Source organism: Brooklawnia propionicigenes, assembly GCF_030297015.1.
In the GTDB taxonomy this organism is placed as follows: domain Bacteria; phylum Actinomycetota; class Actinomycetes; order Propionibacteriales; family Propionibacteriaceae; genus Brooklawnia; species Brooklawnia propionicigenes.
On the sequence record NZ_AP028056.1, the window covers coordinates 551,186 to 574,984 of the forward strand.

The 23,799-nt window shown below is 66.7% G+C and carries 18 protein-coding genes and 1 pseudogene; 9 read left to right on the forward strand and 10 right to left on the reverse strand.

Annotation, left to right across the window (positions count from 1 at the left end; translation table 11 throughout):
* Window positions 1-2 precede the first annotated feature (2 nt).
* From QUE25_RS02590 to mraZ, 4 genes are all read right to left on the reverse strand, one after another.
* Window positions 3-1,811, reverse strand: coding sequence for a peptidoglycan D,D-transpeptidase FtsI family protein (locus QUE25_RS02590; RefSeq protein WP_286268475.1), 1,809 nt, complete (start codon window positions 1,809-1,811; stop codon window positions 3-5).
* 116 nt (window positions 1,812-1,927) lie between these two features.
* The gene (ftsL, locus tag QUE25_RS02595) at window positions 1,928-2,539 is read right to left on the reverse strand and encodes a cell division protein FtsL (RefSeq protein ID WP_286267290.1); all 612 of its coding nucleotides are present in this window, start codon (window positions 2,537-2,539) and stop codon (window positions 1,928-1,930) included.
* Window positions 2,536-3,528 (reverse strand): 16S rRNA (cytosine(1402)-N(4))-methyltransferase RsmH, encoded by a 993-nt coding sequence (gene rsmH, locus QUE25_RS02600; protein ID WP_286268476.1) that lies wholly within the window; start codon window positions 3,526-3,528, stop codon window positions 2,536-2,538. The genes ftsL and rsmH overlap by 4 nt, the downstream gene beginning before the upstream one ends.
* Before the next feature lie 222 nt (window positions 3,529-3,750).
* Entirely contained in the window at window positions 3,751-4,179 is a 429-nt protein-coding gene (gene mraZ, locus QUE25_RS02605) for a division/cell wall cluster transcriptional repressor MraZ (RefSeq protein ID WP_286267293.1), read from the reverse strand.
* Between the two features lie 320 nt (window positions 4,180-4,499).
* On the opposite strand from mraZ, the gene QUE25_RS02610 reads away from it, so the two are divergent.
* From QUE25_RS02610 to QUE25_RS02620, 3 genes are read left to right on the forward strand one after another with little or no spacing between them, the layout of a single operon-like run.
* Window positions 4,500-5,411, forward strand: a complete 912-nt coding sequence (locus QUE25_RS02610; RefSeq protein ID WP_286268477.1) for an AAA family ATPase — start codon at window positions 4,500-4,502, stop codon at window positions 5,409-5,411.
* Window positions 5,412-5,413: 2 nt separating this feature from the next.
* Window positions 5,414-6,655: a DUF58 domain-containing protein gene (locus QUE25_RS02615; RefSeq protein WP_286267295.1), complete on the forward strand. Its 1,242-nt coding sequence runs from the start codon at window positions 5,414-5,416 to the stop codon at window positions 6,653-6,655.
* Window positions 6,652-8,811, forward strand: coding sequence for a transglutaminase TgpA family protein (locus tag QUE25_RS02620; RefSeq protein WP_286267297.1), 2,160 nt, complete (start codon window positions 6,652-6,654; stop codon window positions 8,809-8,811). Before QUE25_RS02615 ends, QUE25_RS02620 begins: the two co-directional genes overlap by 4 nt.
* Window positions 8,812-8,828: 17 nt before the next feature.
* On the opposite strand, the gene QUE25_RS02625 is transcribed toward QUE25_RS02620, so the two are convergent.
* From QUE25_RS02625 to QUE25_RS02645, 5 genes and pseudogenes are all read right to left on the reverse strand, one after another.
* A complete protein-coding gene (locus tag QUE25_RS02625; RefSeq protein WP_286267298.1) occupies window positions 8,829-9,962 on the reverse strand; it encodes a glycerate kinase in 1,134 nt (377 codons plus the stop codon).
* Between the two features lie 84 nt (window positions 9,963-10,046).
* Entirely contained in the window at window positions 10,047-10,418 is a 372-nt protein-coding gene (locus tag QUE25_RS02630; protein WP_286267300.1) for a DUF3040 domain-containing protein, read from the reverse strand.
* Between the two features lie 299 nt (window positions 10,419-10,717).
* A pseudogene (locus QUE25_RS02635) lies at window positions 10,718-11,422 on the reverse strand (cation efflux transmembrane domain-containing protein); the annotation flags it as partial.
* 361 nt (window positions 11,423-11,783) lie between these two features.
* Window positions 11,784-13,952 carry a YhgE/Pip domain-containing protein gene (locus QUE25_RS02640; RefSeq protein ID WP_286267302.1) on the reverse strand — a complete coding sequence of 723 codons (2,169 nt, stop codon included), beginning with the start codon at window positions 13,950-13,952 and terminating at the stop codon, window positions 11,784-11,786.
* Window positions 13,949-16,642, reverse strand: coding sequence for an MMPL family transporter (locus QUE25_RS02645; protein WP_286267304.1), 2,694 nt, complete (start codon window positions 16,640-16,642; stop codon window positions 13,949-13,951). Before QUE25_RS02645 ends, QUE25_RS02640 begins: the two co-directional genes overlap by 4 nt.
* A 109-nt stretch (window positions 16,643-16,751) precedes the next feature.
* Between QUE25_RS02645 and QUE25_RS02650 the strand changes: the two genes are divergently transcribed.
* The 6 genes from QUE25_RS02650 (at window position 16,752) to QUE25_RS02675 (ending at window position 22,857) form a co-directional block, all read left to right on the forward strand.
* Window positions 16,752-17,384, forward strand: coding sequence for a TetR/AcrR family transcriptional regulator (locus QUE25_RS02650; RefSeq protein ID WP_286267306.1), 633 nt, complete (start codon window positions 16,752-16,754; stop codon window positions 17,382-17,384).
* Window positions 17,385-17,644: 260 nt separating this feature from the next.
* Complete coding sequence (locus QUE25_RS02655; protein WP_286268478.1) at window positions 17,645-18,289, forward strand: succinate dehydrogenase cytochrome b subunit; 645 nt, start codon at window positions 17,645-17,647, stop codon at window positions 18,287-18,289.
* Window positions 18,286-20,334 (forward strand): fumarate reductase/succinate dehydrogenase flavoprotein subunit, encoded by a 2,049-nt coding sequence (locus QUE25_RS02660; protein WP_286267308.1) that lies wholly within the window; start codon window positions 18,286-18,288, stop codon window positions 20,332-20,334. Before QUE25_RS02655 ends, QUE25_RS02660 begins: the two co-directional genes overlap by 4 nt.
* Window positions 20,331-21,077, forward strand: a complete 747-nt coding sequence (locus tag QUE25_RS02665; RefSeq protein ID WP_286267310.1) for a succinate dehydrogenase/fumarate reductase iron-sulfur subunit — start codon at window positions 20,331-20,333, stop codon at window positions 21,075-21,077. Before QUE25_RS02660 ends, QUE25_RS02665 begins: the two co-directional genes overlap by 4 nt.
* Window positions 21,078-21,251: 174 nt before the next feature.
* The gene (locus QUE25_RS02670) at window positions 21,252-22,562 is read left to right on the forward strand and encodes an inorganic phosphate transporter (RefSeq protein ID WP_286267312.1); all 1,311 of its coding nucleotides are present in this window, start codon (window positions 21,252-21,254) and stop codon (window positions 22,560-22,562) included.
* A gap of 4 nt (window positions 22,563-22,566) precedes the next feature.
* Entirely contained in the window at window positions 22,567-22,857 is a 291-nt protein-coding gene (locus QUE25_RS02675) for a hypothetical protein (RefSeq protein ID WP_286267314.1), read from the forward strand.
* Between the two features lie 3 nt (window positions 22,858-22,860).
* Here the strand turns inward: QUE25_RS02675 and QUE25_RS02680 are convergent, their stop codons facing one another.
* Complete coding sequence (locus QUE25_RS02680; RefSeq protein ID WP_286267316.1) at window positions 22,861-23,781, reverse strand: ketopantoate reductase family protein; 921 nt, start codon at window positions 23,779-23,781, stop codon at window positions 22,861-22,863.
* Window positions 23,782-23,799 lie beyond the last annotated feature (18 nt).

Sequence of the window (23,799 nt, forward strand, 5' to 3'; positions counted from 1 at the left end):
GGTCAGTAGGTGAGGGGGTCGGTGTAGGCGGGCACATCGGTCGACGGAGCGATGCCGTATCGGGGCAATGCCTGCATCATCATCTGGCGTGCGGTTGGAAAGGCCACGGTGCCACCGTAGTAGCCATTGACCGGTTCGTCGATCACGACGTAGACCAGAATCTGCGGATCCTCCGCAGGGGCGACCGCGACATAAGAACCCGTGTAGCCGCCGTTGTAGTTGCCGTACTGATCGGCCTTCTGCGCGGTTCCGGATTTGCCGGCCATCCGGTAACCGTCGATCGTCTTCGAATCCGCCGTAGTCATCTCGGGCGAAGCCACGCTGGCCTCCATCATGTTGACCACGGCCGCCGATGCCTCCGGACTGATGACTCTGCGAGGCTCGGCGCGGTCGAAGCTGATAGCGTCTCCGGCCGCCGTGGTGGCGGAGGCGATGACCGTCGGCTGGTGATAGACGCCACCGTTGACGATCGCGGAGATGGCCGACGCTTCCTGCAGAGCGGTCACCGACAGGCCCTGGCCGAAGGAGATCTGGTCGCGGGTGTAGTCGGCCATATCGGTGCCGGGAAGGATGCCCAGCGCGCCGCCGGTCTCGCCGGGCAGTTCGATACCGGTGGAGGTACCCAGCCCGAACGACGCCAGGTAGTTCGACAGGGTCGCCTTGTCCATCTGGCGCGCCAACTCGACGGTGCCGATGTTGGACGATTGCGCGAGCACACCGCGAGCCGTGAGATCGAGGGTGCCGTGCGACCAGGCATCCCGGATCGGGGCATCACCGGACAGGATCTGCTCGGGCACCTGCACCTTGGTGTCGGGAGTGATCAAGCCGGCATCGAGCAGGGCGGCCATGGTGAGCACCTTCTGCACCGAACCCGGTTCGTAGGCGTCGGTGACCACGCGGTTGCCCAGATCGTCCGCGTCGGCCGAGCCCGGATTGTTGGAGTCGAAGGTGGGCACCGTGGCCATCGCGAGGATCTCTCCGGTGTCGACAGCCTGGACCACGATGGTGCCGCTCTTGGCCTGCGCACTGGCCACCGCGTTGGCGAGGCTGGTCTCGGCCATCCACTGCAGTTCGGAGTCGATCGTCAAGGTGTAGGTGGCGCCGTTGACCGGCTCGATCAGGGTGCTGTCGCCCAGTGGAATGGTGCCGTAGCGCGACGACTGGTAGGTCTGCTTGCCATCCGTGCCGCTCAGGTACTGGTTCTGGCCGTACTCCAGACCCGCGGCGCCCTCATCGTCGTAGTTGACGAAGCCGAGCACATTGGAGGCCAGCGTCCCATTCGGGTAGTAGCGCACCGGGTCGGGCGCGGAATAGATCCCGTACCAGCCACCGGCGGTCAGCTCGGCTGCCATCTGCTGGTAGACCGCGGCCGAGACCTTGCGGGCGATCAGCTCGTACTGGTTGGGTCCGCCGTCGGCGGTACGGGTGTCGGTCAGCTGCGTGAGGTAATCGTCCTTGTTCCCGCCCAGATACTTGACCAGGATCTCCGCGATCGCTGCAGGTGCCTTGTCGGCCTTGGCGCGCTGGTCACTGGTCATGTGGTCCGGGTCATACCCATTGGACGAGATCGAGTACGGATCGGCAATCACCGAGAACGCCGGCTGCGTCTCGGCCAGCACCTCACCGTTGCGGTCGTAGATCACCCCGCGATCGGCCTTCAGCACCTGCGATTGGCTCAGCTGGGCGGCCGCAGCCTGGGCATTGGCGTCCGCATCGATGCCCTGCAGCAGCAGGGCGCGACCCGACGCCAGGCTGATCATGATCGCAACGAAAACGAAGAAGATCGTGATCCGCTTGTTGGTGGAAGCGATGGGCAATCCGGGACGCGCGCGGCGCCGGGAGTTCTTGCCCATCGGTGTCGCCGTGCGGGACCTGCCGGCTGTCGACGAGCGGCTGGCAGCGGAGGATCGGGTATTGCGTGGGCTACTCACGGGTTTACCTCCCCCGCCGCCGGCTGAGTGGTCTCGGAGTTCGTGGACTCGTCGGTCTGCTCGGTGCCGTCCTGATCGCCAGCCGTCGTCGTGGGTTCGGTCGTGTGTTCGGTCGAGGACTCGGTGGAGGGCTCGGTGGAGGGCTCGGTGGTGGAGGTCGGCTCGGGCGCGGGCGTCGTGACGGGCACGCTGACCGGCGCCGGCGGCACCATGCCCGGCAACTCGTTACCGCTCACCTCGGTGGGCACCCCGAGGATCTCGCCACTCGGCATCTTGATGAACGCCGGATTCGGGTTGGGCCGCATGCCCAGTGCCCACGCCTGGTCGGCCAGATTCTGGGACGAGCGCAGATCCTGCGCCTGCGCGACCAGAGCGGCTTCCTGGTAGCGCAGCTCGGCTTCCTGACTCTGTAGCGCCGCCAGCTCACCCGACTGGGTCTGAATCGTGGTCGACAGCACCAGCACTCCGGTGAGTCCTCCGCCGAGCAGCACTGCGATGAACAGAATGAACGGCAACTGAGCCAGCTGATGAGACTGCCTGGGCACGGCCCGCAGCACTGTCGGCTGGCTGTCCGATCCGGGCGTGATCGGTGCGTGCAAAGCGCTCATCGGGCCTCCTTGAGGATGGGCACATGACCGGGACGGATGCGCTTCACCACGCGCAGCCGGGCCGATGCGGCCCTCGGGTTGCTCGCGATCTCGTCGGCGGTAGGCTTCTCGGCTCCCCGGGTGAGCGGCTCGAATCGGGCCAGCAGCGGCTCGGGAACCACCGGCAACCGCGGCGGCGCGGCGTCGCTGATGGCCGCGGCGAAGGTCTGCTTGACCAGGCGGTCCTCCAGCGAGTGGTAGGCCAGCACGGCTATGCGTCCGCCGACCGCGAGCCTGCCGAGGGCATCGGGCAGCAGCCCGGCCAGGGCGTCCAATTCACCGTTGACTTCGATGCGCAGGGCCTGGAAGGTGCGCTTGGCCGGATGTCCCCCGCCGTGCCGGACGGCGGCCGGCAGCGCAGCGGAGATCACGTCGACCAGACGGGCCGATCTGCTGAACGGCTCGCGGGCGCGTTCGGTGACGATGGCCCGGGCGATCCGCTCGGCATGCGGTTCCTCCCCGTAGCGACGCAGGATCCGCACGAGTTCGGCCTGGCTGGAGGTGTTGAGCACCTGAGCGGCGGTCCGCGGGTTGCGGGCGTCCATCCGCATGTCCAGCGGCGCATCGGCCGCATAGGCGAAGCCGCGATCACGCTGATCGATCTGCAGGCTCGACAGTCCGAGGTCTGCCAGCAGCGAATTGATCTCGGCGATGCCCAGATCGTCCAGCACGTCGGCGAGTTCGTCGAAGCGGGCCTGCACCAGCTCAAAGCGTCCGGCGAACCGGTGCAGGGTGCGCTCTGCGATCGCCAGAGCGTCGGCGTCCTGATCGATGCCGATCAGCCGGGCATTCGGGCAGTCGGCGAGGATCGCGCTGGCGTGGCCGGCCATGCCGAGAGTGACATCCACGTGGATGGCTCCGGGCGTCTGGAGAGCAGGTCCGAGCAGTGCGGTGATGCGTTCGCGCATCACCGGGGTGTGCACGACTGCCCCGTGGTCATCGACGGCCAGCGGTGCAGGATCGGGCGGGTTACGGGCGGCGACGGGCTCGCTCACATCCATCGTTCCTCCCGAGCAGTAGTCGTCGGCTGTGCCGCCTGGTTTCAATCCGGACTCCAGAACCCAGAGCCGCCTGGCATCGGGGAAGTGATGCCAGGAAGCTGTGAGCCCGGATTGAAGCCGGACGACACAGCAGTGTCATTGCCTTTCTCCGTTCTGGACGAAGCGACCCGATCACAGGATCGGGAAGATCTCTTCGTTCAGCTCGGCGAAGGAGGCCTCCTGCGCAGCGGAGTATTCCTCCCATGCCTGCGGGTTCCAGACCTCGACCCGATCGATGGCCCCCACCACGACGATGTCCTTGTCCAGACCCGCGTAGTCACGCAGCACGGCCGGCACCGAGATGCGGCCCTGCTTGTCCGGCACTTCATCGCTGGCCGAGGACGCCAGCATGCGCTGAAAATCACGCACCTGACGCACCGTGGCCGGAGCTGAGGCCATCTGCTGAGTCTTCGCGACGAACGTGGCCATGGGATAGATCGCCAGACAGCGATCCTGTCCCCTGGTCACCACCAGCCCCTCGGCCAGCTCGTCCCGGAACTTCGCAGGCAGGAAGAATCGGCCCTTGTCGTCGAGCTTGGGAGTGTGCGTTCCGAGAAACATCGGCACCACCCCCAGCTCCACATCGGGACCTCGTCCTCCACTTGGCCCCACCTTACTCCATTTAGCTCCACCTGCATCCAACTCGCTGCCACAATCTCGGCTGTTTCACCACCACGACCGGCCGCGGCCGCCGCACGACGCGGGGACGTTGGGCGGGCGCGGGTACGATGATTGGCGGCCTGGCAGGTTCCGCAGGCAGGACCGAAAGTCCGCTGCGTGACCGCCAACTCATCTACCGAGGGGATCCCGGTTCCGTGACAGCTCAACGTGTCTTGACCCCAAAACTCGACGTCCCGCAGGTGCAGCGGACCGCTGAGGCCATGCGGACGGCCATCGCGAGTGTCATCGAGGGCAAGACCGAACAGATCGATCTGGCGATCCTGGTGCTGTTCGCCGGCGGTCACCTGCTCATCGAGGACGTGCCGGGAGTCGGCAAGACCATGTTGGCGAAGGCCCTGGGACGTGCCATCGACTGCCGGGTGCGCCGGATCCAGTTCACCCCCGACCTGCTGCCCTCCGACATCACCGGCGTCTCGGTGTACAACCAGGAGACCCGCGAGTTCGAATTCAAACCGGGCGGCGTCTTCGCGAACATCGTGGTGGGCGACGAGATCAACCGCGCCTCACCCAAGACCCAATCGGCGTTGCTGGAGGCCATGGAGGAACGTCAGGTCAGCGTCGACGGCCAGACGCACCGGCTTCGTCCGCCGTTCATGGTGGTCGCCACCCAGAATCCGATCGAGATGGAAGGCACCTATCCGCTCCCCGAGGCCCAGCGCGACCGGTTCATGGCCCGCATCGAGATGGGTTACCCCACCCGCGGCGCCGAACTCGAGATGCTCAGCGCCCACGGCGCGGCCAATCCGCTGGCCAGCCTGCAGCCAGTCACCGACGGCGCCACGCTGACCAAACTTGCGGCGGGCATCGGCGAGGTCCACGTCTCGCAGGCCGTCAAGGAATACATCGTCGACATCGTGGACGCCACCCGCTCCAGCAGCGATCTGCGGCTGGGTGCCTCTCCGCGCGCTGGGCTGCAGCTGCTGCGTGCGGTGCGGGTGCGGGCCGCAGTGACCGGCCGCGACTATGTCATTCCCGACGATGTGCAGGCGCTGCTCGCCTCAGTGCTTTCGCATCGCGTGCTGCTGACCTCAGCGGCCCGGCTGGCCGGACGCTCGGGTGCGGACGCGGTGACCGCGGCCGCAGCTACCGTGGCGCTGCCGCGGAGCATCTGATCGTGCAGGCCTGGCGCCGCCTCACCCCGCGCGGACGCATCGTCGGCGTCTTCGGCCTGCTGGCCGGTCTGGCCGGGGTGGTGTTCACCCAGCGCGATCTGTTCTGGCTGGGGGCTTTCGCCTTCGCGGTGGTGATCGGTGCGCTGTTGATGGTCTCCTGGCCGGTCAAGGGGCTGCGCCACGAACGCCGTCTCGCGGTGACCAGTGTCCCGGTCGGCACCGAGTTCGGAGTCTGGCTCACGCTGACCAGTTCGGGTGGCGGCCTGCCGAGAATGCTGCATTTCGAGGACGTGGTGCCGCCATCGATGGGTATTCGTCCGCGTTTCGCCTTATCGGGTGGGATTCCATCGGACGGCTACCGAGTCGGCTACCGGCTCACCGGAGCCCAGCGCGGCCGCTTCCGGATCGGCCCGTTGCTGGTGCGCAGCCTTGATCCGTTCGGCTTGGCGCGCAATGACATGGCGTTCGTGACCACCACCGAGATCGCCGTGACTCCCAAGATCTACGAGCTGGGCGGCTTGCGGGCGGGCAGTTCGGGCTCGTCGGCCGAAGCCCGCAGTGCGCGTGCCGGGCTGGTCGGTCAAGACGACGTGCTGGTCCGCGAATACCGGCGCGGCGATGACGTGCGGCGGGTGCACTGGCGTTCGACGGCGCGGGCGGGAGAACTGATGGTGCGCCGCGAGGAACAATCGTGGCAGCCCACCACCCGGCTGCTGGTCGACAACCGGCGCTGCGCTCATGTGGGTGGCGGTCCCGACAGTTCGTTCGAATGGGCGGTGTCGGCTGCCGCGTCGGCCGGGCTCGCGCTGCTCGGCGCCGGTTCCATCCTGGAACTGGCCGATGCCGACGGGCTGAGCCTCAGCCCGGATTCGGATCGCAGCGTCCGCTCGCAGCAATTGCTGTACGAACTGACAGATATCACCCTGACCAGCGCAGAGTCGCTGGCCGCCGGACTGTTCGCCGGCGGCGAGAACCGGCTGCCGAGCTCATCGGTGCTGGCAGTGCTCGGTCAGCTGACCGATGCGGATCTGGCGACCCTGATCGAGGCGACGCCACGATCGGGCTCGGCACACGCCCTGTTGCTGGACGTGCAGTCGTTCGCGGGAGGCAGCAGCCGCTCGGCGCAGGCCCGATACGCCGTCGAGTTGGCCAACCGCGGCTGGATGGTCACTCTGGTGACCGGTTCAACGACGGTGCCGCAGGCCTGGACGGCCCTGCACGAGGCCACCGAGGTGCTGGCATGATCGGCTCGCTGCGCAACTCGATCGCCACGGCTGTCGCTGCTTTTCTGGGCGCGGTTCCCCTGGTCCAGCTGAGTGCCGACCCCCGGCTGTTGCCCGGCGCGGCTGTGGTGGTGGTCGTCCTGACCGGGCTGGGCTGGCTGGCTCGCCGGCTGTCCCGCCTGACCTGGCCGGGCACAGTGGCACAGCTGCTGGCGGGCTTCATCATGGTGTGGATCGGATCGGCGTCCGCGTCCGGCGCGGCCGGCCAGACCCGGCCCTGGCAGGTCTTCGCTCTGACCTGGAATCAGGCCGGCGCGCACATCTACGGCCAGTCGGTCCCGATGGCCGCCGACGACGCCACTCTCGTGCTGCTGTTGACCGGCGTCGGCGTGCTCACGATCGCGATCGATCTGGCCTTCATCGCAGTGCGCAGCGTTCTGCTGGCGGCACTGCCGCTGCTGGGCGGCTATCTCACCTCGATGATCGTGCTGGACGAGGCCGTGGGCATCGGTTCGATCGTGGCGGTCTGCTCAGGCTGGCTGCTACTGCTGGCCTCCCGCACGATCGATCACGAGCAGCGCTGGCCACGCGGACTCAGCAGCAAGGACGACGCGAAGTTCAATGCGCGCGGCTTCACCGGGCTTGCCGCCGGCCTGGGGATCGTCTCGATCGCCACCGCAGTGGTTGCGGGCTTGGCGATACCGCCCGATGGCCAGAGCTGGCTGCCCCGGGGCAACGTGGGCAACAATCAGTCGATCGATCTGATCGACCCCACGATCCAGCTCAACGAGAACCTGCATCGTCCCGACGAACGACCGGTACTGTCGTACACCACCTCGGCCCCGGACGGCGTGCGGCTGCGCAGCACCGCGTTGACCGCGATGAATGCCGATGGCTGGCAGCTGCAACAGATGGACCTGCTGCCGGGCACCCCGGAGGCACCCTCATTGAGTGGCACACAGACCCCTGTCACCACGCAGATCGCGATCGGCGATTTCCAGTCGAACTATCTCCCGGCCCCCTATCTCCCGCTGAGCTGGGATGTCGATGGATCGTGGAGCTACGATCCGCGCACCCTCACCGTGCTCAATGTCGACCGGCGCCGCAACAATCAGGCCGTGGCCGGACTCTCGTACTCGGTCGACAGCCTGCTGGCCCAGCCCGACGCCGACGAATTGGCGAATGCGACGGCGGACAGCATCGATGACACCGGCCTGGACGACGACGTGCCTTCCGAGATCATCGACCTCGCCCATCAGATCACCGACGGCGCGCAAAGCGACGGCGCGAAGGCGCTGGCGCTGCAGAACTGGCTGAACGATCCCGCTCGGTTCACCTACGATCTGAACGCGCCGGAGGGCACCGGCTACGAGGTGCTGGTGAACTTCTTGTTCAACGACCGTCGCGGATACTGCATCCATTTCGCTTCGTCGATGGCGCTGATGGCCAAAGCCGTGGGAATCCCGGCCCGAGTCGCGGTCGGGTTCACCGCGGGCACCCAGCAGGCGGACGGCTCCTGGCTGGTAACCTCGCACAATATGCATGCCTGGCCGGAGCTCTACTTCGCCGGCCTCGGCTGGGTCGGTTTCGAACCGACGGTCTCGCTGGGCAGCCAGCAGCCGCCGCAGACCGAGCCCACTCCGCAGACCCCCGAGGCCGAGCCGACTCCGCAGGCGCCGGAGAACCCCGAAGACACTCCCGCTCCCGATGTGCCGGCCCCGCTGCCCTCGCCGGTCGCGCGAATATCGATCGATCCGCGGGTGCTCGCTGGCATACTGGCCGGCCTGGTGGCCCTGGCAAGCCCAGCGCTGGCGCGGATGGGCATCCGGCGCAAGCGGCTGGCGTCCAGCGACGCCGGCGACCGGGTGGCCGGCGCCTGGCGTGAACTGCAGGCAACTGCGGTGGATCTGGGCATGCCCTGGCCCGCGGCGACCCCGCGGCAGGTGGCCGCCATGGCGTGGCCCGGGTTGGATGCCGAGGGACGAGCCGCTTTGCGCCGCATCGCCCTACTGGTGGAACGACGACGCTACGCCGCTGCCCCGCCGCCGGTGGCCGAGGTGGCCACCGATGTGGGCCTGATCAGCGCGCAGTGGTATTCGTCGGTCAGCAAGGGCAGGCGGCTGGCCGCCCGCATGTTGCCCAGATCGCTGTTTCTCGGACGCAAGAGGCGCGTCTGAGCGGCCGGTCGGCGGCTTCAGCCAGCCGCACCGAGCTTGATCAGGCGCATCGCGGTCGCCGCGGCCCGTTCCAGATTGTTGGGGCCGTCGGCCAGTGCATCCGCCAGAGTCCCTGGCCCGGGCATGATCGGGACGACCGCTTCGAAACCCCGGCCGACCAGGTCGTCGGCGCCACGACCCAGCGTGCCGGCGAAGGCGATGACGGGGACGCCGTAGCGTCCGGCGACATCGGCAACCCCGGCCGGAGTCTTGCCCGACAGCGTCTGGAAGTCCATGCCGCCTTCACCGGTCAGCACGAAGTCGGCGCCGTCGATCGCCTCCGCGAGGTGAGCGGCCTCCGCGACGACCTCGGCCCCGCGACGCATCCGGGCGCCGATGGCCAAGAATGCCGCGCCCAGGCCCCCGGCCGCACCGGCTCCCGGTTCCTCACGCACATCGGGAGCTCCAGCGGCCACCAGCGCCTCGGCCACTTTCTCGAGAATCCCGTCGAGGTAGCGGACATCGTCGGGGCCGGCCCCCTTCTGCGGACCGAAAACCGCCGCCGACCCATGCGGGCCGAGCAGCGGGTTGGTGACGTCGCACGCGAGGTCGATCTCGACATCGGCCAGCCGAGGATCCAGCCCGCTGAGATCAGCTCGGTCAAGATCGGCCAGAGCGGCCGGGTTCGGGGCCAGCTCGCTGCCGTCGGCCGCCAGCCATTTCACTCCCAGGCCGGCCAGCATGCCCGCCCCGCAGTCGGTGGTCGCGCTGCCACCGAGCCCGATGATGAAGCGGTTGGCCGCGTTGTCCAAGGCGTCACGGACCAGATCGGCCACACCCAATGAGCTACTGTGCAGCACATCTCGTTCGTCCGGGTTGATCTGCCCGATCCCGACCGCACTGGCGACTTCGATGATGACCAGACCGTCGGGTGTCAGGCCATAGCCAGCCTCAATGGGGCGGCCGAGCGCGTCGTGCGTCGAGATCATCCGCCACCGGCCGTCCAATGCGGAGACCAGTGCGTCGGTGGTTCCCTCGCCGCCATCGGCCATCGGGACTTCGACGCACTGCGCATCCGGAAACACCGTACGTACGCCTGCAGAGATCGCTGCCGCCGCTTCGGCTGCGGTCATCGATTCCTTGAACGAGTCCGGCGCCACAACAACTTTCATTCTTGTTACCCGTTATCTCCGCACCCTTGCGGACCTGTGTCGTCAGACGATCTGCGACGCTACCTACTTGCTTGCCTCAGATTGTCAGAAGCCGCCCTCTTGGCGACGACGCCAACGGTCCTCCATCTTGCCCATGAAGGGCTCAGAATTGGGTGGCGGAGTGCGCTTACCGCGCGCATCCGAATCCGTGGCTTTGCGCCACGAGCCCAAGGCGATCACGGTGGCAACCAGCATGGCGATGAAACCGATCACGCTGACAGCCCAGCTCGTCTGCATACCCACAACCAGCAAGACCAGGCCAACCACAAAAAGCACGCCAGCCAATGTTGCCCGGCGCCCATGTATTTGACGAGGGGTGCTGGATGAACCGAGGGTCTGAGCGAGTTTCGGATCGTCCGCAGCCAAGGAAGCTTCGAGCTGTTCTAGGAGCCGCTGCTCCTCTTCTGAAAGCGCCATTTCCTCCCCTCCTTTGCCTCGCCGCGGTGACCACCTGTGCGGTCACCAAACGTCTTGTTATAAGTGTAGATGGTCTTATAAGTGTAGAGGCCCGAAGGTCGCTCTCACGACGGCTTGTTACCAAGAGGTGACCACCGCCCACCCGCGCAGTGGTTGCGGCGGTCCCTGACCTCCCCTGAGGTAGCGGACGAAAGCCCCGCAGACACCCGGACGCCCGGGCCAATCCGCGTACGACATCCCGCACTGCCTTGCGAGATGTCCGGAACGCGTATCAGGCGCGCCACGCACCGACTCGTGGATCAGTCGGCGAGGACCGGATCTGACGTCACGGCCACGTATGCCCACACGTCCAACCCGAGCGGAGAGAGCCCGTTGATGACGGCGCGGCGGACCTCGTCTTCCTGCGCGATGCTCCAGGTGTCCGGCGCGACGACGAAGTCCACTTCGACGTAGATCTTCTGCCCCACCTTACCGGCTCGAGTAATCGGGCTGGGGAGGCCGAACTCGGCACGAACGGTCTCGATCACGGTGATGATGCGGGCTGCCAACTCTGGCGGCGGTGCGCCCTCGAGCAGTTCGTTCATCCCCGACCGGATGAGTCGCACCGGCACCGCGGCGAGCACCAGGCAGGCAATGATGACAAGGATCGGGTCCGCGAAACGGGCGACATCGCGTAGTGGCGTTGTGAGGAGGATGGCTACCGCGATCGCACCCACGAACATGACGACGCTGAGCACTGATCCCGCCTGCCATTGCGACGCCTCGGCGGCAATCAGGTCGGATCCCGGAGCCGACCTGCGCAGCCACCGTGCGACGCCGAATCCGACCAGCCCGGTGACAAGTCCGTACAAGGATATGACGACAACGTTCACCTCGCTTCCGCCGTCGCGGATGACCACGAGTGCATCTCCGAGCGCCAGTACGAGCGTCCCGGCCAGCGCGAGCCCTTGAATCACGACCATCAGCGGGGCAAGCGCGTCGCGGCCGAACGGGAAGCGGCGAGTGGGCCCCGCCGTTGCGGCGAGCGGCTTGCAGGGACGCCCACGAGAGGATCAGCCCGACCGCCATATAGGCGCCGTCGAACACGATGATGCGTATGCCGCTCACGACGCCCACGGCCAGCGCGGCGATCGCCAGCACCACTGATAAAAGCAGGGATGCTGTGAGAGCACGTAGTTCGCGTCGACGAAGCTCGCTGAGTGCGCTATCTCCGACCAGCACACTGCTCATGGCGTCACCCTAGCCCAATCCAGCGGGAGCCTACGTTCTGAGCCGGGTATCACTCTGAGCGGCCCCGTCGATCGTGTTATTTGCACCGTGACCTGTCAGTGATCCCACGATTTGCCGAGCTTCGTTGCCGCGCGGCTAGGGATCTATCAGCTCGGCAATGGTGGTCGTCCGGCGTCTGATGATGGCTACCGCGCTCGCTGCCAGACCGACGAGCAGCCAGAACACCAGCTGGAAGACACTGACAACCGTGCCGCTGGACCCAGTGATCAAGGAGCGCATCGCGTCCAGGGCGGGCGCCATCGGGGAGATCGCTCTCACAGTGGCGAAGACCCCCGGTATCGCATTGGTGATCATCGGCGCCATGGCCACGATCACCAGGCCTAGCGAGACGAATCGTCCGGCGCTGCCGAGCCATGCGACCAACGCATGGTTGACCGCCACAAAAGCAAGCCCGGCAAGCAGCGTGATCCCAAGCAGTCCTATCAGCGTGCCGAACGGCAGACCCATCGCGATCTGACCGATCGCGGTGACTGCCACTGCCTGGATGCCGACCACGATCACCCCCGGCAGCATCGCCTCGGCGACCAGATAGGCCGATGGACGCGCCGAGCTCAGCAGCTGCTTGCTCAGCGCCCGCACCACCACGAAGGTGGCCATCGCCCCTGCCCACAGCGCGAGCACCATCAGCGCCGTCGCCCAACCGGTGCCCACGGTCGCGGTACCCAGCAGATTGCCCGTGGCCACCGGCGAGGAGACCACCTCCGACAGGTTCTGGCGATCCGAATCGCTGTAGGACGGGATCTGGTCCTTGCCCGCGGCAAGTCCATCGGCGAACTGGCTGGTGCCATCGGCCAGCTGTGCCCCGCCGTCGGCGAGTTGAGCCATACCGTCCGCCAGTTGTCCGGCACCGTCGTTCAGCTGCGTCATGCCATCGCTGAGCTGCGCGGCACCATCGGCCAACTGGCTCGCACCATCAGCACTCTGCTGGATGCCGTCCACCAGCGGTGCCATTCCCGCCGCGAACTCGCTCACCCCACCCGACAGCTGTTGGGCGCCCGTCTTCAGCTCCTCGCCACCGTCGCGCAACTGAGTCAAGGTATCCAAGACGTTGATACCGCCTTCGGGAAGCTGGACGCCGGCCAGTTGATCCGGCAGCGCGTCCAGTGTCTCGATAACCGGACCGAGGGTGTCGTCGGCGCGCACCTGGTTCATTGTGTCGTTGGCACTGCCGATACCGAGCCGGATCGCCTCGTAGTACGAATCGCAGCCACCTTCCACGGCCTGCAGGTCCGGCGGGCAGGGGAATCGCCGCGCGAGTTCGTCCCTGCTCATGTCATTGAGGGCCTCCAACTGGGCGACACCGTCCTGCACCTGCCGCATCGTCGCGACCGCCTGGTCCAGGCCCTCCTGGTCGCCCGAGATCCGCTGGACGATCTCCACCAGCTGCGGGTAGTCGGCGAGCACATCGATCGCGGGGTCGACGATCTGATTGATTCCATCGACATACTGCCCGACACCGTCGGACAGTTGCGCTGAGCCGTCGGCCAGCTGAGCGGCACCATCGGGCAGGGCCGCCACCGAACCGGCCATGGTGTTCAGGCCGCCGGCCAGCTGGGATGTTCCGCCGGAAAGCTGTGCCGCGCCGTCCGCCGCCTGCCCGACGCCGGCGGCGAGCTGCCCCGCGCCGCCGGCGCTCTGGTTGAGACCATCGGCCAGCTGCGCACTGCCCTCGGCCAGTTGAGAGGCAGCATCGGCCATCGTGACGAACTGCTCCCCCATCTGATTGAAGCCGATGTAGATCTGATCGAGATAGGCCGTCGTCAGCGTTCCATTGAGCACCCGGGCCGCTTCCTGAGCGACCACCTTGCCCAGCGTGGCATCGGCGATGCCGGCGACCGGCGAGGTCTCCACCTGGATCGTCGCTTGGTGTGCGTCGGCCGCGGGCCCTGCATATGAGGTTGCGGCCGCCGAGAACTCCTGCGGGATGACCACCATCGCCGCGTACTTGCCGGTCTTGAGGCCGGCCCGGGCGCCGTCCAGCGTCGCCTGCTCCCAGGCCAGGTTCTGCACTCGGTCCGAGTCGACCAGTGCTGCGGTGAGCTGGCGTCCCATCGGAACGATCTGCCCGGCCAGCTCGACCGCCTCGTCCTGATTCACCACCGCTGCCCGTACGGTGTCGAGCCGCTGGTCGCTGCTCCAGGTCGCCCACAGCAGTCCGCCGAGCACCAGCACCGGAACCAGGATCAGGCCCAGCCAGGTCGTCCAGCGGCTCGGTTTGGCGGCGTTCACTCGTTCGATGGTCATCGCACTACTCCTCCAGCAAGCGCCGCGAGTTGTGGGCTGAGCCGCAGCACGCGGTAGTCGCCCGGCAGATAGCTCTCGGGGTCGGTCCCGGGCCCCACACCCAGCACCCAGGTAGTCGGCGGCGCATCCTTGTCGATGGGCACCGCGAGGGCCTCGGACAGCGCCGAAAGCACCGCCCGTGGCAATTCGTCGAGCGCCGGGACGAAAACGATTCCGCCCTTGCCACAGTCGAGTTCACCGGCAGGGTCGGCGGTCGTGGCCAGCAGCAGCGGCGCACGGGTGCGCACCAGGGAGCCCTCCTCCGGAAGGACATGACCCAGCACCTTGGCTTCGCCGTCGCTGAACCTTGCGCGGCCCGACAAACCGAACATCAACGCGAGTCGCGCCGATCGGTCGCCCTCGATGACCAGCAGCTCGCCCGGGTCGACGCTGATGTCGAGGTTCGAGAAGAGCACCCGGTCACCGCTCGCAGCCAGCAGCCGCTCGGCGTGGATCGCCGAGGCATCGTCGGACGAAGGCCACGCCGCGAGTTTGGTCTGGTGGGCGAGCGCCTCGCCCTCGACATCGATCACCGGCAGCCTGCGGTCCAGCCAGGCCGGCAGCCACCAGACCCGGGAACCGGCCAGCTTCATCAGGGCGGGGCCGAGCGTCATCCTCACCAAGAAGGCGTCGATGGCGACACCGAGAGCCAGGCCGAGCGCAATCGGTTTGATGGCACCGATGCCGGTGGGCACGAAGAAAATGAAGACCGACACCATGATCAGCGCCGCGGCGATCACGACTTTGGACGAGTGGACGAAGCCGTCCTCGATCCAGCTGCGGTTGCCGTGCATGTACTCCTCGCGCATCCGGGAGGTCAGGAAGACCTCGTAGTCCATGGCAAGGCCGAACAGAATGCCCATCAGAATGATCGGCAGAAAACTGATGATCGGTCCGGGTTCGCTGAGATTGATCAACGAAGCCCCGACACCGTCATTGAAAACCACGGTGACCAGCCCGAACGCGGCCAGCACGCTGAGCAGGTAGCCGACCGCGGCCTTGATCGGCACCACGATGGATCGGAAGGCCATCATCAGCAGGATCAGCGACAGGCCGACCACGAACAGACCGAAGGGCAGCAACGCGGCACCCAGCTTGGCCGTGATGTCGATCTGCACGGCGACCAGTCCGGTGACCGCGGTATCGACACCGTACTCGTCCAGCCAGTGCTGGTGCTGGTTGCGCAGATTGTGCACCAGATCGGCCGTAGCGGGGTCATCGGGCCCGGTGGTCGGGATGACCTGGATCATGGCGGTGTCGGCGTTGGCGTTGGGTACGGCCGCCGCCACCATCTCGACGCCGTCCATCGCCTCCACCTCGGCGCGCATGCCGTCGAGGATCGCCATCGGGTCATTGGATTCGACGATCGATCCGGTGATCACCAGCGGGCCATTGAATCCGATCCCGAACTCCCGGCTGACCAGGTCGAACGCTACCCGGTCGGGCGCGCCTACCGACGAACGGCCGGAGTTGGGCAGCGCCATTTCGATATTGCGGGCGGGCAGAGCGAGCGTACCCAGGCCCACCACGACGATCAGAACCGTTACCAGCGGCCATCTGGTGACCACGCGCACCCACCACCGTGCCAGCCGTCCGGGCCTGCGATTTTCCAGCCGACGTGCCTTGCGGGCGCCGGGGCGCAGCCGGTCGCCGAGGAGTCCGAGCAGCGCAGGCAGCAGGGTGAGCGCGAGACAGACCTCGATCCCCACACCGACCGCGGTGAACATGCCCATGACCGACAGGAACGGCAGTCCGACGATACTCAGGCCGACCAGGGCGATGATGACGGTCAGGCCGGCGAAGACCACCGCGGACCCACTGGTCGCGACGGCCCGGGCAGCGGACTCCTGGGCGTCCATGCCCTTGAGCAGCTGGTCGCGGTGCCTGGAGATGATGAACAAGGAGTAGTCGATGCCGACCGCGAGGCACAGCATCACCACGAGGATCAGCGCGGTCGAACTCACCGTGGTGATGCCCGCCGCGATCATCACGATGCACACCGCGATGCCCACCCCGATCAGCGCCGAGACGATCGGCATGAAGGCGGCCAGCAGCCCCAGGACAGCGGTCAGCACGATGATCGCCACCAGCACGCCGAGCCCGTCGACCACGGAGATGTGAGGCATCTCGACCGAGAAGACGTCGCCGCCCACCGCCACGGTCGAACCGGGCAGCAACTCGGTGATCTTCTGGGCGGCATCGGTGAGTTCGGCGCGCTGCTCGTCGGTGAACGTGGAGGTCGAACCTTCCACCAGCACGCGCACCAGGGCGTGCGAGCCGTCGTCCGAGACGAGGCCCTTGACGTAGTCGCTGTACGGGAGTTGGACACCCTTGACGAAGTCGAGATCGCTGTCGAGGAAGTCGACGTACGACTCCATCGCCTGACGTGCTTGGTCCGAGTCGATCCGGGTACCGTCCGGCGCCCCGACGACGATCGTGGCCGAAGCATCGGCGGCTTCGGGGAAGGTGACCGACAGCATCTCGAGGGCGCGCCCCGAACTCGATCCGGGAATGGTGAAAGTGTCGTCGAAGGCACCGCCGATGGTCAGCGCGAGAACGCCGAACAGTGCCAGCAGTGCGAGCCAGATCGCCAGCACGCGGCCTCCGAGCCGGAAACAGGCGCGTCCCAGGCGGTACAAGAATGCTGACACTGATGCTCTCCCATCGACCGAGCTCCGATACGGAAGTGTATCCGATACATCTTTGTATCCGCGCGCCGCGGCGTCCGATAGACTGATGGGGCCAACCAGCGGAGGAACCATGACGGCAACGGCACCGATGAGCACCAAGCGCGCCCAGACGCAGGACAGGCTGATGGACGCCGCCACTGCCCTGTTCGCCGAGAAGGGTGTGCTCGCTGCCTCGGTCGAGGAGATCTGCGAGCGGGCGGGATTCACCCGGGGAGCGTTCTATTCCAACTTCGAATCCAAGGACGAACTCCTGCTCGCCGTCGTGCAGCGCAAGCGTGAGGCGATCCTGAAAGCGGCCACCGACGCCATCGATTCGATTCCCGACGAGCCCATCGAGCCGCAGACGCTGGACGAGATCATCAAGCAGGCGCTGCTGATCTTCCAGGCAACCCATCCGATCGACGAGCAATGGCTGCTCGCCCGCAGCGAGATCCGGCTGCATGCCCTGCGCAACCCCTCGGTGCGCCAGGCCGTCCGGCTGGTCGACAGCAGCCTGGACGAACTGCTGATCGAGGCGATCCAGGCCGTGGTGGACCGGCATGGAGTCGTCATGACCGTGCCGCCCGGGCAACTGGTCATCTTGCTGACCGCCTATCAGGAGGCGCTGGCAACCAGCGCCATGCTCACCGGTGAGAACAGCTTCGAGCCTCTGATCGCCGAGCGTTCGGCACAACTCATCCGCGCGCTGCTCCGGATCAGCTGACCGGGGACGCCGGCCCGCGACCGTATGGCCTGACCTTTTCCCTCGGATCCGCTCCTGGGCTCAGACAGCTGACTAGTCTTCTCAGTGGGCACACAGCCACGCCTAGAGGCAACGCGACCAGGAGGACGATGATGTCAGCCCGCGCTCGAGTGGACACGGTTGCGCAGCCAGGCCGAGGCGCGATCCAGGTGGGACCGCCGCCCGCCACGAGCAGCCCCCGGCACCGTCATCGGCTGCCGTCGTGGGCGCTGAAGGTCACCATGGCGGTCACCGGTGTCGTCTGGGCGGCCTTCGTCGCTATTCATCTGTTCGGCAATCTCAAGATCTTCCAGGGCCCTGAGGCCTACAACCACTACGCGCACTGGTTGCGCGAGGCGTTCTATCCGCTGATGCCCAAGCAGTCGGTGCTGCTGGCCATGCGTGCTGTGCTCGGGGCCGCCCTGCTGATGCATGTGGGCTGCGCAGCCATCATCTGGCGGCGTGGACGCCAGGCCCGTGGCACTCACCGGGTGAAGATTCGCGGGCCGCGGGCCTGGGGTGCCCGGTTGATGCCGGTCACCGGCATCCTCATTTTGTGCTTCATCGCGCTGCATGTGCTCGATCTCACGCTCGGCTGGGGCGTGCAGTCGTCCGGCTTCAGCCAAGCCACCGCAGACGAGAGCTTCGCCTATCAGAACCTGGTGGCGAGCTTCCAGCGTCCGCAGATGGCGATCTTCTACAGCGCGCTGATGGCGGTGCTGGCCATCCATGTGGCGAAGGGATTTACCACGGTGGCCTCCGATCTGGGTGCCATGGGTCACCGCTGGCGAGCGACGCTCGCCGTCATCGGCGGACTGCTGGCAGTGGCGATCCTGATCGGCAACGGAGCAATACCGGTGCTGGTGCTGACGGGAGTGATCTCATGACGTTGGGCAATAGGGTCCGCGACCAGCTCGGACGAATCACCAGCCGCACCCCCGCCGACACGTCCGTCTTCGTCGCACCCGCGAGCACGGTCCCCGGGGCGCGAGTCGGATACGACCTCGACGGCCGGGTTCCCGCCGGCGATCCGTCGACCGCCTGGGACCGGCGGCGAGCCGAGTACAAGCTGGTCAGCCCCCTCAACACCAAGAAGATGACCGTCGTGGTGGTGGGCACCGGATTGGCCGGTTCGGGCGCGGCGGCCGCCCTGGGCGAACTCGGTTACGACGTGCACGCCTTCACTTACCACGACGCCGCTCGCCGCGCACACTCGGTGGCCGCGCAAGGTGGCATCAACTCGGCCCGTGCCAAGAAGGTGGACGGTGACTCGCTGCAGCGATTCGTCACCGACACCGTCAAGGGTGGCGATTTCCGGGCACGTGAGGCCGACGCGTTCCGGCTCGGCGCCCAGTCGGTGCGGGTGATCGACCACATGAATGCCATCGGCGCGCCGTTCGCCCGCGAATACGGGGGCACCCTGGCCACCCGGTCGTTCGGCGGCGTGCAGGTCTCGCGGACCTACTACACCCGCGGCCAGACCGGCCAGCAGTTGCAGGTCGCCGGCGCCCAGGCCCTGCAGCGCCAGGTCGCCCGCGGCACGGTCAAGCTGCACACTCGCACCGAGATGCTCGACCTGATCGTCGATGCCGGCGTCTGCCGGGGCGTGGTGGTGCGTGATCTGGTCTCCGGCCAGGTGTGGGCGCAACCGGCGCATGCCGTCATCTTGGCCAGCGGCGGCTACGGATCGGTCTACTTCCACTCGACGCTGGCGATGAACTGCAACGCATCGGCATCATGGCGGGCCTGTCGGCACGGCGCCTTCCTGGCGAATCCGTCGTTCGTGCAGTTCCATCCGACCGCCCTGCCGATCTCGAGCCACTGGCAATCCAAGACCATTCTGATGTCCGAATCGCTGCGCAACGACGGACGCATCTGGGTGCCGAAAACCCCGGGCGATTCCCGTCCGGCCGGCAAGATCCCCGACAAGGACCGGGATTACTATCTGGAACGCAAGTATCCGGCGTTCGGAAATCTGGCGCCTCGCGATATCTCGTCGCGCGCCGCGAAGGAGCAGATCGATTCCGGTCATGGCGTCGGCCCGCTGTCGAACTCGGTCTACCTGGATTTCTCCGATGCACTGCATTCCCTCGGACGCGAGGCGATCGCGCAGCGCTACGGCAATCTTTTCGAGATGTATGAACGGGCGACCGGCGAAGACCCGTATGTCGTGCCGATGCGCATTGCTCCTGGTGCACATTTCACCATGGGTGGCCTGTGGAGCGATTTCAACCAGATGACCGCGCTGCCCGGGCTTTTCGTCGGCGGGGAGGTCGGTTGGGCCTATCACGGCGCGAACCGGCTCGGTGCCAACTCGTTGCTGTCGGCCTGTGTGGACGGCTGGTTCACGCTGCCGTTCTCGCTGCCAAACTATCTCAATCCGCTGCTCGGGCAGCCGTTGCCGGGCGCCGGGGACGCGTGCGTGCGGGACGCCGTGGCTCGCGTTGAGCGGCGCACTGCGGCTCTGCTCGGCGTCGGAGGTAGCCAGGCCGCATCGAAGTTCCACCGCAGACTGGGCGAGATCATGTACCGCGGCTGCGGGGTGGAGCGGTCGGCGGCGTCCCTGACACAGGCGATAGCGGACATCGCAGACCTGCGCGCCGAATTCTGGGACGATCTGTCGGTACCGGGATCCGGTGCACAGCTCAATCAGGGACTGGAACGGGCCGGGCGGGTCGCCGACTTCTTGGAACTGGCCGAGTTGATGTGTGTCGATGCACTGGACCGCCAGGAGTCCTGCGGCGCCCATTTCCGCACCGAGTATCAGGACAGCGGAGAAGCGCAACGTGACGATGCGCACTGGGCTTTCGTCTCCGCCTGGGAGGTCGACGGAGCTCCCCAGGGCGCCGCCGACCACGCGCTGAGCTTCGTCCGGCATGCCGAGCCATTGCACTTCGAAGCCGTCCAGCTGGCCACGAGGAGCTACAAGTGAAACTGCGAGTCGAAGTCTGGCGGCAGGCCGGCCCCGATACCGAAGGCCATTTCGAGACCCATGAGGTGGACGGGCTGGAGCCGCATCTGTCGGTGCTGGAGATGCTCGACGCGCTCAACGAACAACTCATCGACGCCGGTCAGGAGCCGGTCGCGTTCGAGTCGGACTGCCGGGAGGGCATCTGCGGCGCCTGCGGCATCACGGTGGACGGTCAGGTGCACGGCCCCGAGGACAATCTGCCGGCCTGCCACCAGCGGCTGGTGGGGCTGAACGACGGCGCCACCATCCATCTCGAACCGCTACGGTCGGCCTGCTTCCCGGTCGTGCGCGATCTGATCGTCGACCGGTCGGGATTGGACGAGCTGATCCGGGCCGGTGGCTACGTCTCGATCAGCGCAGGCACCGCCCCGGATGCGGATGCGCTTCCGATCACCGAGCAGGTGGCAGAGACCGCCCTGGACTTCGCGGCCTGCATCGGCTGCGGCGCCTGCGTGGCGGCCTGTCCGAACGGCTCGGCGCACCTGTTCGCCGGGGCGAAGCTGGCGCACCTGTCGATGCTGCCGATTCCGGCGGACGAACGGGAGCAGCGAGCCCGGTCCATGATCCGGGTGACCGACGAGATCTTCGGGCCATGTTCGTATTACGGCGAATGCGCGCGTGCCTGCCCGGCCAAGGTGCCATTGGCGGCTGTTGCGGCAGTCAATCACGAGCGAATGCTGGCCGGGTTGCGCCGCAAGTTGTGAACCGTTGGTTTCGGCGGTCGATTCGCGGGTCTCAGCGGTCGCGGATTCGACACGCGAGCGACTAGGCGCAGCGCATCCGTGGACCGAATCAACGGTCGCATTTCTCAGCTGTGAAGTTGTCTAGGTGTTGCCCTCAATTACCGTCTGAGCACGGGAAAGAGGCAAACTTGAGTCGTGCCTCCAGAGCTCGTCATCTTGTCGTTGGTGGTCGTAACCTCTCTCGCATTCGATTTCACCAACGGGTTTCACGACACGGCCAATGCCATGGCCACGTCCATCGCCACCAAGGCGTTCAAGCCGAAAACGGCTGTCACCTTGTCGGCGATCCTCAATCTCGTCGGCGCCTTCCTTTCCGTCGAAGTCGCGCTGACCGTCACGAACTCTGTGGTCAATATCCAGGATTCCTCTGGTGCACCGCGGCCCGAACTCCTGCAGGACGGAGGACAGGAGCTCCTGCTGATCGTGCTCGCCGGTCTGGTGGGCGCGATCATCTGGAATCTCATCACCTGGCTGCTGGGGTTGCCGTCCAGCTCCTCACACGCACTCTTCGGGGGATTGATCGGCGCCACCTTGGTGGGGCTTGGTGCCAGCGGCGTCAACTGGCTCGGAGACGGAACCAAACCGGATGGGGTCATCGGCCGGGTCGTGCTTCCGGCCCTGATGTCCCCGCTCATCGCCATCGTCGTCGCCACCGTGGGCACCTGGCTGGTGCACTGCATCACCCGGCACGTACTGGCGCGCTACCGCGACACGGGATTCCGCTGGGGGCAGATCGGCTCGGCGTCCCTGGTGGCCCTGGCGCACGGAACCAACGATGCCCAGAAGACGATGGGCATCATCACCCTGGCGCTGATCGCGTCCGGGCGGTGGACCGACCTGCAGCAGGTGCCCCTCTGGGTGAAAGTCGCCTGCGCGCTGGCCATTACGCTGGGCACCTATACCGGCGGCTGGCGCATCATCAGGACGATGGGCAAGGGCCTCGTAGAACTCACCCCACCCCAGGGCATGGCCGCCGAGTTCTCCACCGCCTCGGTGATCCTGATCTCCAGTCATATGGGTTTCGCCCTGTCAACCACGCATGTGGCGACCGGCTCGATCCTCGGCTCGGGAGTCGGTAAGAAGGGCGCGAAGGTCAACTGGTGGGTCGCCGCCAAGATGATGGCCGCTTGGTGCATCACCTTGCCCTCTGCGGCACTGATGGGAGCACTGATGTGGCTCATCGGGCACACCATCGGCGGGCTAGCCGGGGCGCTGGTCATCTCGGCCCTGCTGGTGGCCTCCGCGATCTGGATGTACCGGCATTCGTTGCGCACCCGGGTCGACCACAACAACGTCAACGAGGAATGGTCCGACAACGGCTCGGTGACTGCGCCGCAGCCTGCTGAGCCGCTGCCGGTCGCAGCCCACGCCGCAGCACAGGACGCCTTCGCCGAGCTGGAAAAGCTCGAACCGCACACCGAATTGGAACTGGCGGAGGCGAGGTAGGACGATGCAGATTCTCGCGCAGCTGATGGAAGGCGCCGGGGAGGTCCTGGTCTATGCGGTGATTCTGGGGGCCGGCCTGCCGGCGCTGTTCGCCGTCGGGGTCTGGGCGTTGTCGTTCGGCGCGCGCGGTGTGGACGACGTCGTCGAGCATCATCCGCACCCGGTGGCCAAGGTCTTCGCCGGCGCCTGCTTCGCGGTGGTCGTGCTCGCCATCTTGGCCGGGATCGGGATCATCGTGGGCCACGGCTTCGGAGTCACCCTGCAGTTCGGCTGGCCGGTGTTCGTCGCGAAGTAGCGATCAGGCCACGCCCCACAGCTGATGCTTGGCCTCGAACGCCTGCAACAGGACACGGTTGACCGGGGTGTCGATACCGTACTGCTCGCCCAGAGCAACCACCGTGCCGGCGAACTGGTCGACCTCGGTGCGGCGGTGTGCCAGCGCATCTTGAGCCATCGACGTGTAGTTGGACGGCCCGAGAGTGCCGATGATGCCGATCATCTGATCGATGTCGTCCTCGCTGAGATTCACCCCGCGAGCCCGCGCGACCGCCACCACCTCCCGCTGAGCCGAGACCATCAGATCGCGGGCCGGACCGTCGGATTGGAAGAGCCCGTAGGGCGCCTCGAGCAGCGCCGAGACCTGGTTGGCACCGACGTTGAGCAACAGCTTCCACCACAGCGTGCGTGGCGCATCAGAGCTGATCCGATGGGGAATCTCGAAAGTGGTGAGCAATTCATCCAGACGCCGGACTCCCTCGCTCGGCTCGCCGGGCACCGCGTCACCGAACTCGATGCGGCCCACCGTCGTGAAGCGCACTCCGTCGGCGTCACGCACGGCATCGATGCCGACGCTCACCGCCAGCGGGACACTCGCCTGCGGATAGGCCGCCGACAGCTCCTCCTCGCTGGTGATCCCGTTGAGCAGGCTGCAGATGACCGTCTGCGGGCCGACGTGGCCGGCCAGCTGTCCGATCGCCTCGGCCAGATCATGGTGTTTCACCGCGACGATGATCAGATCGGCCGGCTCGACCGGCTCTGCGGGCTCGACCACCGGGAAGTCGTATCGAATCCCGTTCACGGTCACGCCCTCGGCGCGTAGCCGTTCGGCGCGCGGTTCGGTGGCGATCACGCGGATCTGTGTGAGTGGTGCCGCCTCGGCGATGCGCGCTGCATGCGCCGCACCGATCGCTCCCAATCCGATGATGCTGACAGTGGTCACGTTGACGTCCTTCCTCGG

Bases quoted from the DNA above. Each gene is read 5' to 3' on its own strand.
- ftsL (WP_286267290.1), bottom strand. From the start codon at position 2,539: ATGAGCGCTTTGCACGCACCGATCACGCCCGGATCGGACAGCCAGCCG.
- mraZ (WP_286267293.1), bottom strand. From the start codon at position 4,179: ATGTTTCTCGGAACGCACACTCCCAAGCTCGACGACAAGGGCCGATTC.
- QUE25_RS02610 (WP_286268477.1), top strand. From the start codon at position 4,500: ATGCGGACGGCCATCGCGAGTGTCATCGAGGGCAAGACCGAACAGATC.
- QUE25_RS02620 (WP_286267297.1), top strand. From the start codon at position 6,652: ATGATCGGCTCGCTGCGCAACTCGATCGCCACGGCTGTCGCTGCTTTT.
- QUE25_RS02625 (WP_286267298.1), bottom strand. From the start codon at position 9,962: ATGAAAGTTGTTGTGGCGCCGGACTCGTTCAAGGAATCGATGACCGCA.
- QUE25_RS02630 (WP_286267300.1), bottom strand. From the start codon at position 10,418: ATGGCGCTTTCAGAAGAGGAGCAGCGGCTCCTAGAACAGCTCGAAGCT.
- QUE25_RS02640 (WP_286267302.1), bottom strand. From the start codon at position 13,952: ATGACCATCGAACGAGTGAACGCCGCCAAACCGAGCCGCTGGACGACC.
- QUE25_RS02650 (WP_286267306.1), top strand. From the start codon at position 16,752: ATGACGGCAACGGCACCGATGAGCACCAAGCGCGCCCAGACGCAGGAC.
- QUE25_RS02655 (WP_286268478.1), top strand. From the start codon at position 17,645: ATGGCGGTCACCGGTGTCGTCTGGGCGGCCTTCGTCGCTATTCATCTG.
- QUE25_RS02660 (WP_286267308.1), top strand. From the start codon at position 18,286: ATGACGTTGGGCAATAGGGTCCGCGACCAGCTCGGACGAATCACCAGC.
- QUE25_RS02675 (WP_286267314.1), top strand. From the start codon at position 22,567: ATGCAGATTCTCGCGCAGCTGATGGAAGGCGCCGGGGAGGTCCTGGTC.